The following is a 14,492-nucleotide window of genomic DNA, read 5'->3' on the forward strand; positions in this document are numbered from 1 at the left end:
GCCAGGTCCAACCCGGCGGGGCGTCTCTGTGCTGTCGTACGGGCTACTCGTCGCGGGCGACGAGCCGCAGGTGTCGGCCGGTGCCCGTCAACTCCTGATGGCGGTCGCGCTCGGCCTTGTCGTCGGTGATCCGCTCGAACAGGTCGACGAGGCTCCGCATCAGGATGAGGTGCGCCTGCTGACTCCGTTCGATCTCCGCCAGGCGCTCGTCGAGACGATCGAGGCGCGCGCGGTCGGCGCCGTTCACTCGCCCCACCGCGCATACCCTTCGGCGGGCATCTCGGCGAGCCGCTCGCGGAGGTAGGCAACGTGCCACGCCACGTCCGCGTCGTCGCGGTCGAGGATGTTCCGCAGCGTCACGAGGGTCTGCATGAGTCGCCGGTCGAGGATCTCCTTGTAGATCTCCTCGTCGCCCACCATGCGGGCATACGGGATGTCCAGCGCTTCCCGCACGGCGACGAGGGCGTCTCGCCAGTCCGGGCGCGCGGGGATGGGGTTGATCGTAGGATCGGTGGACATGGGGGTGACCTCCAGACAGGTCGTCTCCTAGGCCCCGGCCGGTGGTGGAGTCACCGCGTCCGGGGCCGCTTCGTTATGCCGTGCGCTCCTTCCGCTTCTTCGCGGTCTCTTCCGTGGGCAGCGGCAACACGGTGCCGCTCGCCAGCTTGGACAGGGCGTCGGCGATCGCCCGATCGCGGTCTTGGGCCGCGTGCTGGTACCGCAGCGCGGCCCCGGCCGTCGTGTGGCCGAGGCGCGCCATCAGCTCGGCCAGCGTCGCGCCGGTGGCCGCCGCCAGTACGGCCCCGGTGTGGCGCAAGTCGTGGAACCGAAGATCCGGCCGCCCGGCCGCGTCTCGCGCTGGGTAGAACACGCGGTAGAGCGTCGAGGGGGCCATGTGTGCGCCCGGATCGGACGCTGCCGGGAACAGCAGCGCCTCGCCGCCGACGGCAACGTGGTCGCGCAGGTGCGCTTTGAGCATCGGCATCAGGTGGGGTGGGATCGCAACGTCCCGCTTGCCCGCGTCACTCTTCGGGCCCTTGATCTTCCGGCCGCTCCGCTTCGTACGGGTGACACCGCGCCGAACCCGGATGACGCCGTTCTTCACGTCGACGTCGGATCGGCGCAGCTCGGCCAGCTCACCGAACCGCAGCGCGCACCAGGCCGCGAACAGCGCCATGAGCCGGTACCGGGCAGGGAGCGCCTTGACGAGCGTCTCCAGCTCGGCGAGCGTCGCCGGCCGGATGTTCTTCGCCCGCTTCGACTGCCCGGCCCCGCGGACACGGCATGGGTTCGCTGAGATCACATCATCGGCCACGGCCGTGTTCATGATCGTGCGGAGCAGGCCGTAGGCGTGCGCGCGCTGTGTCGGCCCCGTCTTGGTCTTCAGGGCCGCGTTCCATTCCCGAACGGCGGCCGGTGTGACGCTCGTGACCGGCGCGCCGCCGAACGTCGGGTAGATGTGGTCCCGTAGGAGCTGTTCGTAGTGGTCCGCCGTGGTGTCTTCCAGATCGCGCCCGGCAAGCCACGCATCGGCGTAGACGCGCAGGAGGACCGGGGCCGCCTTGGGCTCGGCAGACGGAAGCCACGCGCCCCGCAGGACCTCCGACTGCCGCAGCGTAAGCCACGCCTCGGCGTCGCCCTGCGTGTCGAACGTCAGCGGCTTGCCCTCCGGGGTCTTGGCGGTGTACGTCTGCCCGTCCGGTCCGGTGTACCGGGCCTGATACCGGCCGGAGGGAAGCCGCCGGACGCTTCCGAAGTACCGCTTGCCGTTCCGCTTGGCCATGCCCGCCGTCCTCCGTGCCAGATGTCCCGTGCCAGCCACGTGCCAGATTGAGCGTACATCCGTGGCCATTCGTGTCAACATGTGGCACGCGATAGATAATCGAGAATCGCCAGGTCAGACGGCATTTTCGGAGGTCACAATCAGTATCGCGCGACGCCAGGCGATACTGGTTCGAACCCAGTATCGCCCACCAGATCAGAGGCCCTGTACCGATCCGGTACAGGGCCTCTTCCTATGCTGGGCCGCCTATCGGCTCTGGCTAGCCCGTCTTCGCACCGAACGCCTTCCCGATGATCTCGGCTCCCTCCGTGATGACCGGGCGCAGCTCGTGGCGGTACACCGCCTCTGTCACCACCGTGCTCCTGTGGCCGACCAGGCGTGAGATCAGCTCGATGGAGGCGCCGTTGGCCGACATGAGCGAGACGAAGCTATGCCGCAGCTCCCGAGGCGTCCACTCGATCGGTAGGCCAGCGATCCGGAGAGCGATGGCCAGCGTCCGCCGCACGGTCTGTGCAGTCAAAGGTGTGCCGTAGCGGACGTGGCCTGCGCTCGCTCAGGCGACCCGCGCGGCCACCAGGGTCTCGAAGGTATAGGGCCGCAGCCCATCGGTGCGGCCGGCGAAGTACCGCTGCTGGAGGTCTGCACGTGCCGGATGGTCCACGACCGTTAGCCCGCACCGGCTGATTAGCCTCTCGATCTCGGATACCGGCCAGCCGGGCTGAAGAGGCTCGCCGACAGAAGCCGCGATCGGCGTGTAGATACGGGCGTATTCCGTCCCCGCGTCGTCGAGCGCACAGTCCTCGGCCAGGTAGGAGAACACCACCTCAGACCCCGGAGCAGCCGCCGTGATCGTGCGCAACGTCGACTCGATCGCCTGTGCCGTCAGATAGGGAGCGACGCCCGTCCAGCAGAACATCGCCGGCTGCGCCCAGTCGAACCCGGCCGCGCCCAGAACATCCTGAACCGGTTCGGCCTCGAAATCAACCGGCACGAATACCTGCGAGTCGCTGAGCGGCAGGCCGAGCTCCCTGACCCGGTCGAGCTTCCAGGCCTGGGAGGCAGGGTGATCAACCTCGAACACCGTCAGCGAGCCGAGCAGATCCGGCCGCCGCCACGCGAACGAGTCAAGCCCCGCGCCAAGAATCACGTACTGCCCGAAGGCGCCAGCAGCCAGCCGGTCCTCGGCGTACCGGCTGCGGGTGCAGACAGCCGCGCGGGCCTCGCGACGGACCGGGCCGGGGAACAGCGGATCGAACTGGTCTCGCAGTTGCTGCCATACCGGGCCGACGAGCACCAGGGCCAGCACATCGTCCAGTACCCACGGCGACGCCGTCTCCAGGCGAAACAGTCCACGCGACACGGCCGCGAACATCGCCGTCCTGCTCGGCGCGCTTTCCATTCATTCCTCCTCGCCGGCCAGAACCCAGCAGGCTGGCCACGCACGCCCACTCTGCGCACTTCACAGGATGCGCCTGAAGCGCCCTGACGGCCACAGCCAGATCGCCCCGCAGCCACGATCTGCTCGTCATCGGGATCCTCCAAAACGGCCGGGCACGCCAGCACAACAGCCGCCTGCACGCACCACGCCCGGGACGCCACCAGGACCCCCGAGACCCGACCCACCCAGCATGAATAAAACGGACATAACGTGACTATGCCGAGGCCTTGGGAGGCTCCCATGGGCGCAGAGCGCCATCGGCGCCCAGGGTCAGGCGCGGCACGTTCCTCTATGCGGCCGGCGGGCGATCCGGACCGATGCGGTCCCCTAAGTCTGCGGTCCACCACGAACGTCCGCGATCTTCGGTGGGGTGCTCAGCGCCGGTCACAGCGGGCGCACGCAGGTCGCGGGAGGCTCGGGATTCCTTCACACCGAAGAGGTCACTGGTTCGAACCCAGTATCGCCCGCCAAAGCTTTACCTGGTCAGTGGCCGGTTCCGATCTTTCGGAACCGGCCTTTCCGCGTCTCATCACCACGCGTTCCGGCAATGTCTGACTAACTGCCTGACTAGGCTTCTGGGCTCTGCTTGGGGAAGAGCGGTTCATCGCCACCGCGCAACTCTGAATGGCGGGCCGGATCTCCTCGCGGTAGACCTTTTCGGCGACGGCCGAACCTCCCTGGTGACCGACCAGGCGGGAGATCTCCTCCAGGGCGACGCCGTGGGCTGACAGCGCCGAGACGAAGCTGCGGCGCATCTCCCGCGGCGTCCAGTCGGCGCCGACCAGGCCCGTGCGAGCGACCACACGCCGGAACTCGCGGCGGACGTTGCCGGCGCTGAGCGGTCCGCCGGTCCGTGTCGCGAACATCAGGTCGAGGCCGGGTCCGCAGGGTGAACCGCGTGGTGCCGCAGGAGATGGTGACGGTGGCACCGTCGGCGGGCCGGTCGGGCAGCCGCGCGGACAGCTCGGCGAACGGCCAGGTGACCGTGCACGTTTGGTCACTGGACGTTTGGCGGGGGTGGGTTACGTTCGTAAAAGATGTGCCGCTGCGCACCATTGGCGAGGAGCTGCGGTGACGGTTTACATGCCGGTGTTGCAGGCCCGACAGGGCGAGCTGATCGCGTTGGGCAAGCTGGATTCGGCGGCGGTGCCGTTGGTGCAGCCGGTGCTGGAGGCGGTGTGCTACAAGGCCGGTGAGCCGCTGTGGCGTGCGGCGATGCGCCTGGCGGACCTGGCGGCCCGTGAAGTGCTGAAGGGCACCGTTGTGTCGGTGGATTGCGTTCACCTGGACCGCCACTACGGAGCGGCCGATCAGGATGGGCAAACGCCGATGGATGCGGTGGCCGGGGCTTTGAAGCAGATGCTCATCCCGATGCGCCCGGTTCTTCGCTTCGCGGCGACCGGCGGTCCCAGTCCGCAAGCGTGTGAGGTAGCGGGTGAACTCGCCGACGCGCACGGACAGGGCGCGTGCGTGCGAGCCGTGCTGAGGGGCTGGGGTGAGGCGGGTGCGGTATTGGCCGACCAGGTCGCCGTGGCCGTCGATCGGCTCGGATGCGGACCTGAGCGGCTGGATTTGCTGCTGGATCTGGGGCCGGTGACGGAACGCTCGCAGATCCCCTACGCGGTCCGGGCGGCCGGCCGCGCGGTCAGCGCGCTGGCCGGCCTGCCATGGCGGCGGACCGCGGTCGCTGCGGCGGCGTTCCCGGACTCGATCACATCGGTACCGCTCGGCGGCTCTGTGCCGTTCGCGCGGCTGGACGCCGATATCTGGCGGCAACTCAAAGCCGGTGAGCAGACGTGGGCGGGCGCGTTGTCCTTCGGCGACTATGGCGTCGCCGGTACCCGCCTGCCCAAACCCGGTGTGTTCCGGCCGGCACCCAACCTTCGGTACACCGCCCCCGTGTGCTGGCATACCTACCGCTACCCCACAGACGCGGGCGGCAGGTTCTCCACGTTCTATGACTTGTGCCGTGAGGTGACCGGCAAGTTGTGGTGGGCTGGAGAGGCGTACTCCTGGGGTGATGCTCAGATCGCGCTGCGCGCCAAGGGCAACGGCGGCCCCGGCGGCGCTTCGCAGTGGCGGGCGTTCTCGTTGTCGCACCACCTGGCGGTGGTCTTAGAAGAACTCGGCGGGGTCGCCTGCTGAAGACCGCCCCCGTACCGGACGTCACGTTTCAGCGAGCAGCCCTCTGCCGGCCGGGGTGGTCAGCCGTCCTGTGAGACCTGGTCTGCGGCTTCCTCCCGGGCTTGGCCATCGGCCAGGTCACGCGCCAGCAGTGCCTCCATCCAGCCGATGGTGGTGGCGCCGACCTGGATCAGGTGCTCATAGAGGCGTTTGCCGGCCTCCCCGCGGCTCTGGCCGCCCCCGGTGGTGATCTCGCGTGCCACCACACCGAGCTGTTCGACCAGCATCGCCAGCCGTACCGGATCAGCCAGGTACGGGCCGGCGGCCGTCAGCGGCTGGTCGGCGTGGCGCTGACGGTCCAGCTCGGCGGCGATGTCACCGGCCGCGCCGGCGAAACGGCGGCCGGCCGCCTCGGCCCGCACGGCGGTGGCAACGAACTCCGCTACCCGCTGGGGATACTCGGCGGTGACGTCGAGAAAGACATCGGCCTCCTCCCCATCCCCGGCGACCACGGCCCACGCGCCGAGCTCGTCACCGGACGGGTTGTTCTGCGCGGGCACCGCCCGCCACGTCTGAACATCGCTGGTACCAACCTGAGTGATGTCAGGGATCACCAGAACCCTCCTCCAGCTCGTGATCGGATACAGGACGGGGAAGGGCCGGCGCCGGGCAGTCAGAGACCAGCGGCGCCATGCGCCCTTCACCCTCTCAGCAGGACCGGTGATCACGTCCACCGGTCCCCGGAAAACCGTCGGTCTCACTTACGTCACGCCCGTGACCAAGAACCCATGCGCGACGCTGATCGGATGCCGGGAGCGAAATCCCGGCATCAGTCCTGGCTCTCAGGTGAGTACTTCCAGGAGCCGCTTACCGATCCATTGGGCGACGCCGGCGGGGATCGAGGCCGTAACCGGGTCGGGCGGCTGCTGGAGTTGATCCGCGCCGAACTGGTAGCCGAACGGGCCGGGCTGGTGCTGACCGGAACAGTGGATCTGAGTACACCCTCCTGGCGGTAGCCAGCCGTATTGGGGGTACGACCCGGGATCCGTAGCGTCCGGGGCATGACTGATCGCCACCTTGGAAACCCCACCCTGACCCGCCGGAGCGTGCTCGGCGGTGCCGTCGCGCTCGGCGCGGGAGGCGTCCTGGCCACCGGCATCCCAGCTCAAGCGGCTGAGTCGATCGGGATTGAAGGTCAGATCGACGCCCTCGCCGGACGGCTCGATGCCGACCTGATCGCCCTGCGCCGCGACATCCACCGCCACCCCGAACTGGCGGGCGGCGAGGTCCACACCGCCGCGCTGGTCGCGGACCGGCTGCGCGCCGCCGGCCTGGAGGTGACCACGGGCGTGGGCGGCCACGGGGTCGTCGGCGTCCTGCGGGGCAAGGGACGCGGCCGGACGGTCGCCTACCGGGCGGACATGGACGCCGTGCCGCCGGACTCGCAGATCAACGGTGGTCCGGATCCCGCGCACGTGTGCGGCCACGACCTGCACACCACGATCGGCGTCGGGGTCGCCGAAGTGCTGGCGCGCCTGCGGACCCGGCTCCACGGCCGGGTGGTGTTCCTCTTCCAGCCGGGGGAGGAGGCCCTCGCCGGGGCGCAGGCGATGATCTCCGACGGCGTGCTGGAGCGGACGAGGCCGGACGAGATCCACGCCCTGCACTGCGGTCCCTTCCCGGTCGGAACGTTCGCGGTCACGCCAGGCACCGGGCTGCCGGGCCTGGACCACGGCAGCATCACGCTGACCGGGCCCGGTGCGTCCGACCGGGCCGAGCAGCTCGTCGCCGACATCAGCGCGCTGTCGACGGTCGCGTATCCGCAGACGTCCGCCGACCTCGAACGGCTCGTCCAGGAGCTGGAGACGCCGCACGGGCCGCTGGCCCGGTTCGTCTGGATGAGGGCCGGCGCGCGTCCCGCCGCCAACGGCGACGTCGAGGTGCGCGTGATGTACCGGTGCTGGCCGCAGGAGCGCGTCCCGGAGATCCGTGACCGGTTGCGTCGCCTGACCGGCCGGTACCCGGACGCCCACATCGAGTTCCCCACCGACGCGTTCCCGGCGATGGTGTGCCCGCCGCGTCCGGGACGGGAGGTCCGCGACTACCTGGCGCGCAGACTCGGCCGTCCGGCCGTCACGACCATGCACGCGGCGATCCCGTTCAGCGGCGAGGACTTCGCGCTGTTCCTCCGCCGTGTCCCGGGGACGTTCAGCTTCCTGGGTGTCCGGCGGCCCGGCGCGGACATCACCACCGCGTACCCGCACTTCGGCGCCTTCGACCCGGATGAGCGCGCCATCGGCGTCGGCGTCCGCGCGATGGCCGGCTGGCTCGCCCACCGCACCGGGACCGGGGACTCTATGTCCTAACAAGGTTTCTCACCGAAGCCTGAATGAGGGCGCCCCGTCCCGAGGCGCCGGGTGATCAGGGACGGGGCGCGTAGCCGGTGGCTTGGAGGGTGAAGAGGCGGGCGTATTCGCCGTTCAGGGCCATCAGGGCGTCGTGGGAGCCGCGTTCGGTGATCTTGCCGTCGGCCAGGACGACGATGAGGTCGGCTTCGCGGACGGAGCCGAGGCGGTGGGAGATGAGGACGCTTGTTCGGCCTTGGCGGTGGCGGCGGAGGGACGCGTGAACGGCGTGTTCGGCGTCCGCGTCCAGGCCCGAACTCGGTTCGTCCAGCAGGAGCAGATCGCGGCTCTGGCGCAGGAACGCGCGGGCCAGCGCCAGGCGCTGCCACTGGCCGCCCGACAGGGCGACGCCGGCGCCATCGTCGCGGCCGCCGAAGATCTTGCTGAGCATCGTGTCGTAGCCGCGCGGCAGTGCCTCGACCGCCTCGTGGACACCGGCCCGACGCGCCGCCTCCCGGATCCGGTGCGTGTCGCCCTCGCTGCTCAGGTCGCCGAGCATGATGTTCTCGGACGCCGTCAGGTCGTACTCCATGAAGTCCTGGAAGACGACGCCGATGTGCTCGCGGAGTTCGGTGGGGGCCATGTCGCGGAGGTCCACGCCGTCCCAGTGGATGGAGCCCTTGTCCGGGTCGTACAGGCGGCACAGGAGTTTGACCAGCGTGCTCTTGCCCGCGCCGTTCACCCCCACCAGGGCGACGCTATGGCCGTGCGGGATGTCCAGGTCGACGCCGCGCAGGATCCACGGGTGTTTCTCGCTGTAGCGGAACCACACGTCGCGCAGCTCGATCCCGTGCCGCAGCGGCGGGACGGGACGCCGGCCGGGACGCGGGGGCATGTCGGGTTCGGCTTCCACGATGGCGGCGAAGTGGCCGAAGAGCAGCAGGGCGTTGTGCGCGTCCGCCCACCGGTCGATGACGGACGTCAGCGATGCCTGGACCCCGGCGACGGCGGCGATGAACACCGTCACGTCGCCGGCCGTGAGGTCGCCCGACGCGGCGGCCAGCACCGCCCACACCAGGCCCCCGCCCGCGACGGCGCTGCCGACCAGGGCCAGCAGTCCCTGCCTGCGCAAGGTTTTGAGGTCGACCCGCCGTTCGACCTCGTTGGCCGAGCGGATCTCGTTGAGCATCCGGGCGCGGAAGAAGCCGCCCAGCCCGAACAGCCGCGCCTCTTTGGCCGCCTCCGGCCTGGTCAGCAGCTCACCGTAGAAGATCTCGCGCCGCATCGCGGGGCTGACCGTCCACATCGTGCGGGCCCGTTCCCGGCTCAGCCCGAGCTGGATCCAGAGCGCGGGCAGCGCCGCCAGGAAGATCACCAGGACCAGCGCCGGATTGATCACCAGCAGGGTGGCGACGAAACCCGACATCGTGATGATCGCCTGCGCGATGGACAGGCTGCCGAGAATCAGCCGGTCCGGTGCCCGCTGGCTGGACTCGTGTGCCAGCCGCAGCGTGTCCTGGAAGGCGGGGTCCTCCAGCCGGCGCAGCCCCGCGTGCGAGTCGACGGCGGCGAACAGGCGGTCGACGACCAGGGCTCGCACCGCCCGGCGCAGCTGGGCCTGCGCGTAGGTGGTGGCGTGCGGCAGCACGATGACGCACAGCCCGCTCGCGGCGAGTCCGGTGGCGAGGGCCGGCAGGACGTCCCGGTTTCCGCCTCCGGCGAGCGCGTCCAGGACGAGTTTCGTGAGCCAGGCCGTCGCGACCGGCGCGAGCCCGGTGAGTACGGCGAGCAGCATCGACACGGCCGTCGCGCCGCGGTGCGCCCGCCATGCCAGCGCGGCGACGACGAGGGGCCGCCGCCCAGCCGTGCGGGGCGGCTCGGTCATGCGCGGGCCGATACCGGCAGCCCGGACGGCGAGAGGAGCGAAGCCGTCACCATGGTGCCCTCGTCCACGACGTAGAAGCTGGGGAACGCCGGATGCCCGAACGCGCGCGCCGCGTGCTCGCGCAGCCGTCGGACGATCGCCAGGGTCAGGATCAAGTCGAACGCGCACAGGAGGCCGACGAATACGACCGCCGCGACGAGATATGGCAACAAAGGTTCCTTGTGGCCTGGGCGGACCGCCTCATCGCGGAGCGTGCGCGGACGGCGCGATCAGCAGGTCGGCCAGTTCGGTGAAGAAGATGAACACCAGAGTGAGGACGGACGCGGCGATGACCGCGCCGACGGGATGCGCCGGCCTTGGAGCCGTCAGGTGCGCGGCGAGACCGCCCCAGGCGACTGCGGTGCGGGCGAGGTCGCGCACGACGTGCACGCGGCCGATGGGGGCCGGGCCCGTACCGAAACAGCGTCAGGTCGCACTCCGGCCGGTGCGGAGCGCGCGGTGGACGCCTCCGGCGAACGCGAGCAGGACGGCGCCGGTCGGCACGAGGCCGACGGGCGCCGTCCGTTCGAACGCCAGGAGTACGACGGCGGCCGAGAAGACCAGTCCCGGTGTGCGGCGGACAGCCGGCGTGACGTACTCCATGACGATTCGGCCGGCGTCAGTGGCAGTAGGTCTTACCGGCGTAGATGCAGCAGTAGGAGCCCCATTGGTCCCACCAGCAGGCCTCGGCGCGGGCGGTCGTGCTCGGCAGAATCCTGCCGAGCATCCGGTCGCTCAGGCGGTTGAGTGCACGGATCACGAGGATCTCCTCACAGGTCGAGCTGGAACGTTCCTAGCTGCGGATACCGAGGATCACGCCTTTCGGGATGATCAGCGCGGCTGACCCAGAAGCTAAATGTTGTTGATCATCGTCGGCAAGAGGCGATGTCCCCGGCGGCGCGCTGTTGTGGACTGTGCGATCAAACGCGTCGTGATCTTGGTGATTCTTGCCGTCGGGACGGCTATTGACTCTGGGGCGGAGTGACGATCAGTCGTCGCACCACCACGCCCAGTAGTCGGTCGCCGGAGAACAGGCCGCGCTGGCGGGAGTCGATGCTGTCCGGATTGTCGCCGAAGACCGCGAGCGTTCCGGGCGGCACGGTGTCGCCGTCCCCTGGGACGCCGGGCGGCAGCAGGTCCCCGGGGAGCGCGGCGGCGCGCTTGACGTTCCATATCCGGCCGTCGGGACCCGCGGGGCCCGGCAGGTAGGGGCCGTCCAGCGGCGGTTCCAGGACGACGACGTCCCCGCGGCGCACCCGGGGGAGGGACGTGCGCCGCACCAGGACGCGGTCGCCATCGCGCAACGTGGGTTCCATGCTCGTCCCGCTGACGGCGACGACGACCAGGTTCTTGCGCGCCCATGCGAGCGCCACCAGCGCACCCACTGCAGCCAGGCACGTCCCGCCCAGCGGCCATCCTTGTGAAATCGACATCTGGCCCATGGCCGACCGATGGTAGTCCCGTTGATCAGGCTCAGTTCTCGAGCAGTGCTCGGCCGTAGTTGGCCATGGAGCGGTTGTAGCGCGGGAGGTGCTTGGCCAGGGCGACGAGGGTGAGGGACAGGCCCTCGCTCTCTCGGCCGAGGGTGGCCAGGCAGAGCGCGGTCACGCAGGTCAGGGCGTCGTCGAGGTGGTCGGAGCCGTGGGCGCGTTCGGCCTCGAGCATCGTGAGCGCGGTCTGCGCCTCGCCGATATTGCGCAGGGAGCTGGCCATCTGGATCACGGCGCGGCGGCGGTTCTCGCCGGTCAGGCCGCCGCGCTCGAGGGCCTCGCGGTACAGCGGGACGGCCAGGTCCGAGTGGCCCCAGGTGTCACGGGCGCAGGCCCGGTGGAACAGGCCGTCGGCGTCGCCGGCGGGCAGTTGCGCCGCGAGCGCGTCGATCTCGGCGAAGAAGGCGTCCTCCTGCTCGTAGTCGTCGACGACCGCGAACAGGGCGGCGGCGCGGCGGTTGACGTCGGCGTGCAGGTCGGCGAGTTCGGTGACGTCGTGCATGATCATGGTCCTTCTCATCGTCAGGGGGAGTCGGCCGGCGTGGGCCGACGTGAACGATCGTGGCCGGGGGTTAGGATCGCCACCAGTCATTCGGGCGGGGCCGAATCATCCGCGCCCGGCGAGGTGTCGAGGAGCTCAGGAACGCAAGGAGGCGGCCATGGCCATCAGTCTCGGCTTCGGCCCGGCCGACCTGGCGCGTTGTCGGTTCGCGTACTCCCCGGTGTTCGAGACGCTCGCCGCCGTGCGTGTCGCCACCGGTCCGGACGGTCCGGGGCAGCATCACCGGCGCTGGCTGGAGGACGTTCGCTCGCGTCAAAGGACGCTCGACCTGCGGCCGCTCACCCTGCTCCAACCGCGCCGCGGCTACACGCCCGACTTCCTCGCCCCGCCGCCGCTCGCCCCGTCCTCGGACATCGAGGCCGAACTCACCCGGATCGCCGCGACGCCCGCGCCGGTGGTGCGCGCGGAGATCGAGATGTCGCTGCGCGAGACACCGGGCGCGGAGGCGAGCGACTTGGGGAGGCTACTCCTCGGCGACCCGGCCGACGTGCTCAGCTTCCTGACCAATCTCGTACGGGCCGCGTGGCGGGCGCTCGTCGAGCCGGTGTGGCCGCGGGTGCGGGCCTTGCTGGAGGCCGACATCGCGTATCGCTCGCGGCGCCTGGCCGAGGGCGGCCTGGATCACTTGTTCGCCGATCTGAACCAGACGCTGCGGTGGACCGGCGACACCCTCGTGCGTGACCCCGGCGGCGACGAGCACGTTGAGCTCGCCGGACGCGGCGTGCTGCTGATGCCCAGCGTGTTCAAGTGGGAGGAGGCGATCGTGATCACGCAGCCGCCGTGGCAGCCGACCGTCTCCTACCCGGCGCGCGGCCTCGGTGGTCTCTGGCAGCCGACGCACGGATCCCCGGCCGCGGCGCTCGAGCGGCTCCTCGGCCGGACCCGGGCCACACTGCTCGCTGCGCTTCAGGAGCCCACGTCGACGACGTGGCTCGCGCACCGGCACGCGCTGGCACCGAGCACGGTGTCCGAGCACATCAAGGTGCTGCGCGAGGCGGGTCTCGTCGTGGGGGAGCGGCACCGCCACGAGATCCGGTACCGACGCACGCGCACCGGCTCAGCCCTCGTACGCGGCGGCGACTAAGGGACCCTTTCCTTGTTGTCAGTCGCCGCGCTGCGCCCCTGAGCATCGCGCTGCACGCGGTGTGTCTCGTGCCGGCCGGCTCCATCCCCGCTAGGCGCGCGATACATCCGATGTAATTCGGCATCGATTGCCTGTGGGCTGCGAAGATGACCTGTTATCTGAGAACCTCCGGGCCGATACATCGGGTGTATGCCTTGACGGCCGGTGATGGTGGATGTAAAACCGTGCCGAATCCGGCTCCCCCAAGGCCGAATCCGGCTCCCCCAAGGCGGTCCTCATGGCATTGAACCGGCATGCGGCGGTCATCACCGCGCTGATCCTGATCGGGGCGGTCGCCGCCCCGGCCGAACGTACGGCGGGCGCGGCGCCCGCGCCCACGAAAGTCGTCTCGGTCTCGTCCGTGGCCGCGCTGCAGAGCGCGGTCAAGCAGGCGCAGCCGGGTGACCGGATCGAGCTCGCCGACGGCTCGTACTCCACCTCGTCGGCGATCGCGCTGACCCGGTCGGGCACGGCGTCGGCACCGATCACGATCGCCGCGCAGCACACCGGCAAGGCGGAGATCAAGGGTACGGACGGGTTCTCATTCGGCTCGATCCACTACGTGACCGTCGAGGGCTTTCGGCTCACCCACGGGAGCGCCATCAGCCTTCCGACCGGCGCCGACCACGTACGGCTGACGCGCAACGTGATCCAGCTGTCGAACAGCGCGACCAAGAACTGGGTCACGGTCGCCTGCGACGACTGTCAGGTCGACCACAACACGTTCCAGCACAAGAGCTCGCTCGGCGTGTTCCTGCAGATCTCCGGGCCCGGGAGCTCGGGAATGGCAGAGCGGGTCTGGATTCACCATAACTACTTCTACGACCACTCCTACAGCGGCTCGAACGGCGGGGAGTCCATTCGCCTCGGCCTCAGCTCCCGGCAGCACGCGGCGGCCCACGCGACCGTCGAGTACAACCTCTTCGAGAAGGCCAACGGCGACTCCGAGGCGATCTCGGTGAAGTCCTCGGACAACATCGTTCGCTACAACACGCTGCGCAACAGCCGGGGCCAGATCTGCCTGCGCCACGGAAGCTGGACCCTCGTCGAGGGCAACATCATCCTCGGCGGCACCTCCGGGATCCGCTTCTTCGGCAACGACCACGTCATCATCAACAACCTGATCCAGAACATCGGCGGCATGCCGATCGAGGTCGGCGCCGGGAACATCCGGGACGACACGAACAGCACGACGGACCACGAGGCGGCCGACCGGGGACTCGTGGCGTTCAACACGGTCGTGAGCACGAAGACGAACCTCATCGGCATCGGCACGGAGGACCACCAGTACAAGCCGGACCACACGACCGTGGCCGACAACGTCCTCGTCGGCGGCTCCGGAAATCTCGTGACGGTCGACGGGGCCACGAACACGAAGTGGGAAGGCAACATCGTATGGGGCGGGTCGCGCGGCGACATGCCCGCCGACGGCGGCCGGTCGGTCAACCCGGCCCTGGTCGTGGACTCCGGTGGCCTGGACCGGCTCGCCGCGGGCAGCCCGGCCATCGACACCGCGACCGGCAGCTACTCCCAGGTGACCCAGGACATGGACCTGCAGGCCCGGTCGGGCGCCAAGGACGTCGGCGCGGACGAGTACGTCGCCGGCGGCACGCAGCGCCGCGCGCTGACCACCGCGGACGTGGGTCCCTCCGCTCCCTGAGCGCATGACGGCCTCCTCGCCTCGTGGGCGAGGAGGCCGGTGC

The 14,492-nt window shown here is 69.9% G+C and carries 20 protein-coding genes; 6 read left to right on the plus strand and 14 right to left on the minus strand.

Features of this window, described 5'->3' with window-relative positions:
• Positions 1-43: 43 nt before the first annotated feature.
• From ACQP2O_RS21245 to ACQP2O_RS21270, 6 genes are all read right to left on the minus strand, one after another.
• Complete coding sequence (locus ACQP2O_RS21245) at positions 44-256, minus strand: hypothetical protein (RefSeq protein ID WP_433187769.1); 213 nt, start codon at positions 254-256, stop codon at positions 44-46.
• A complete protein-coding gene (locus ACQP2O_RS21250; protein WP_433187772.1) occupies positions 244-519 on the minus strand; it encodes a hypothetical protein in 276 nt (91 codons plus the stop codon). Before ACQP2O_RS21250 ends, ACQP2O_RS21245 begins: the two co-directional genes overlap by 13 nt.
• Before the next feature lie 73 nt (positions 520-592).
• A complete protein-coding gene (locus ACQP2O_RS21255; protein WP_433187775.1) occupies positions 593-1,783 on the minus strand; it encodes a tyrosine-type recombinase/integrase in 1,191 nt (396 codons plus the stop codon).
• Positions 1,784-2,042: 259 nt separating this feature from the next.
• The gene (locus ACQP2O_RS21260; RefSeq protein ID WP_433187778.1) at positions 2,043-2,303 is read right to left on the minus strand and encodes a tyrosine-type recombinase/integrase; all 261 of its coding nucleotides are present in this window, start codon (positions 2,301-2,303) and stop codon (positions 2,043-2,045) included.
• A gap of 33 nt (positions 2,304-2,336) precedes the next feature.
• Entirely contained in the window at positions 2,337-3,182 is an 846-nt protein-coding gene (locus ACQP2O_RS21265; RefSeq protein ID WP_433187781.1) for a class I SAM-dependent methyltransferase, read from the minus strand.
• A 479-nt stretch (positions 3,183-3,661) separates the two neighbouring features.
• Positions 3,662-4,087, minus strand: coding sequence for a tyrosine-type recombinase/integrase (locus ACQP2O_RS21270; RefSeq protein ID WP_433187783.1), 426 nt, complete (start codon positions 4,085-4,087; stop codon positions 3,662-3,664).
• Between the two features lie 32 nt (positions 4,088-4,119).
• Here ACQP2O_RS21270 and ACQP2O_RS21275 point away from each other — a divergent pair, with 32 nt between their 5' ends.
• Entirely contained in the window at positions 4,120-4,296 is a 177-nt protein-coding gene (locus ACQP2O_RS21275) for a hypothetical protein (RefSeq protein ID WP_433187786.1), read from the plus strand.
• Positions 4,293-5,366, plus strand: coding sequence for a beta family protein (locus ACQP2O_RS21280; protein WP_433187789.1), 1,074 nt, complete (start codon positions 4,293-4,295; stop codon positions 5,364-5,366). The genes ACQP2O_RS21275 and ACQP2O_RS21280 overlap by 4 nt, the downstream gene beginning before the upstream one ends.
• Before the next feature lie 59 nt (positions 5,367-5,425).
• On the opposite strand, the gene ACQP2O_RS21285 is transcribed toward ACQP2O_RS21280, so the two are convergent.
• On the minus strand, positions 5,426-6,079 hold the full coding sequence (locus ACQP2O_RS21285) for a hypothetical protein (RefSeq protein WP_433187792.1): 654 nt from the start codon (positions 6,077-6,079) through the stop codon (positions 5,426-5,428).
• Between the two features lie 54 nt (positions 6,080-6,133).
• Here ACQP2O_RS21285 and ACQP2O_RS21290 point away from each other — a divergent pair, with 54 nt between their 5' ends.
• Positions 6,134-6,361, plus strand: coding sequence for a hypothetical protein (locus ACQP2O_RS21290; protein ID WP_433187795.1), 228 nt, complete (start codon positions 6,134-6,136; stop codon positions 6,359-6,361).
• Positions 6,362-6,406: 45 nt separating this feature from the next.
• A complete protein-coding gene (locus ACQP2O_RS21295; RefSeq protein ID WP_433187798.1) occupies positions 6,407-7,711 on the plus strand; it encodes a M20 metallopeptidase family protein in 1,305 nt (434 codons plus the stop codon).
• 55 nt (positions 7,712-7,766) lie between these two features.
• Here ACQP2O_RS21295 and ACQP2O_RS21300 read toward each other — a convergent pair whose 3' ends face one another.
• The 7 genes from ACQP2O_RS21300 to ACQP2O_RS21330 form a co-directional block, all read right to left on the minus strand.
• Positions 7,767-9,575, minus strand: a complete 1,809-nt coding sequence (locus ACQP2O_RS21300; RefSeq protein ID WP_433187801.1) for an ABC transporter ATP-binding protein — start codon at positions 9,573-9,575, stop codon at positions 7,767-7,769.
• Positions 9,572-9,784 carry a hypothetical protein gene (locus ACQP2O_RS21305; RefSeq protein ID WP_433187804.1) on the minus strand — a complete coding sequence of 71 codons (213 nt, stop codon included), beginning with the start codon at positions 9,782-9,784 and terminating at the stop codon, positions 9,572-9,574. The genes ACQP2O_RS21300 and ACQP2O_RS21305 overlap by 4 nt, the downstream gene beginning before the upstream one ends.
• A gap of 31 nt (positions 9,785-9,815) precedes the next feature.
• Positions 9,816-10,004, minus strand: coding sequence for a hypothetical protein (locus ACQP2O_RS21310; protein ID WP_433187807.1), 189 nt, complete (start codon positions 10,002-10,004; stop codon positions 9,816-9,818).
• A gap of 36 nt (positions 10,005-10,040) precedes the next feature.
• Complete coding sequence (locus ACQP2O_RS21315) at positions 10,041-10,217, minus strand: hypothetical protein (RefSeq protein WP_433187810.1); 177 nt, start codon at positions 10,215-10,217, stop codon at positions 10,041-10,043.
• A 16-nt stretch (positions 10,218-10,233) separates the two neighbouring features.
• A complete protein-coding gene (locus tag ACQP2O_RS21320; RefSeq protein ID WP_433187813.1) occupies positions 10,234-10,374 on the minus strand; it encodes a hypothetical protein in 141 nt (46 codons plus the stop codon).
• Between the two features lie 202 nt (positions 10,375-10,576).
• Positions 10,577-10,987: a S26 family signal peptidase gene (locus ACQP2O_RS21325; RefSeq protein ID WP_433187816.1), complete on the minus strand. Its 411-nt coding sequence runs from the start codon at positions 10,985-10,987 to the stop codon at positions 10,577-10,579.
• A gap of 100 nt (positions 10,988-11,087) precedes the next feature.
• Positions 11,088-11,606 (minus strand): tetratricopeptide repeat protein, encoded by a 519-nt coding sequence (locus tag ACQP2O_RS21330; RefSeq protein WP_433187819.1) that lies wholly within the window; start codon positions 11,604-11,606, stop codon positions 11,088-11,090.
• 157 nt (positions 11,607-11,763) lie between these two features.
• Between ACQP2O_RS21330 and ACQP2O_RS21335 the strand changes: the two genes are divergently transcribed.
• Together ACQP2O_RS21335 and ACQP2O_RS21340 are read left to right on the plus strand one after the other, a co-directional pair.
• Positions 11,764-12,750, plus strand: coding sequence for a DUF5937 family protein (locus ACQP2O_RS21335; protein ID WP_433187821.1), 987 nt, complete (start codon positions 11,764-11,766; stop codon positions 12,748-12,750).
• A 277-nt stretch (positions 12,751-13,027) separates the two neighbouring features.
• A complete protein-coding gene (locus ACQP2O_RS21340; RefSeq protein WP_433187824.1) occupies positions 13,028-14,449 on the plus strand; it encodes a polysaccharide lyase 6 family protein in 1,422 nt (473 codons plus the stop codon).
• The last annotated feature ends 43 nt before the right edge of the window (positions 14,450-14,492 follow it).

Origin of the sequence: Actinoallomurus sp. CA-150999, assembly GCF_050942425.1 — a bacterium.
Taxonomy (GTDB): Bacteria; Actinomycetota; Actinomycetes; order Streptosporangiales; family Streptosporangiaceae; genus Actinoallomurus.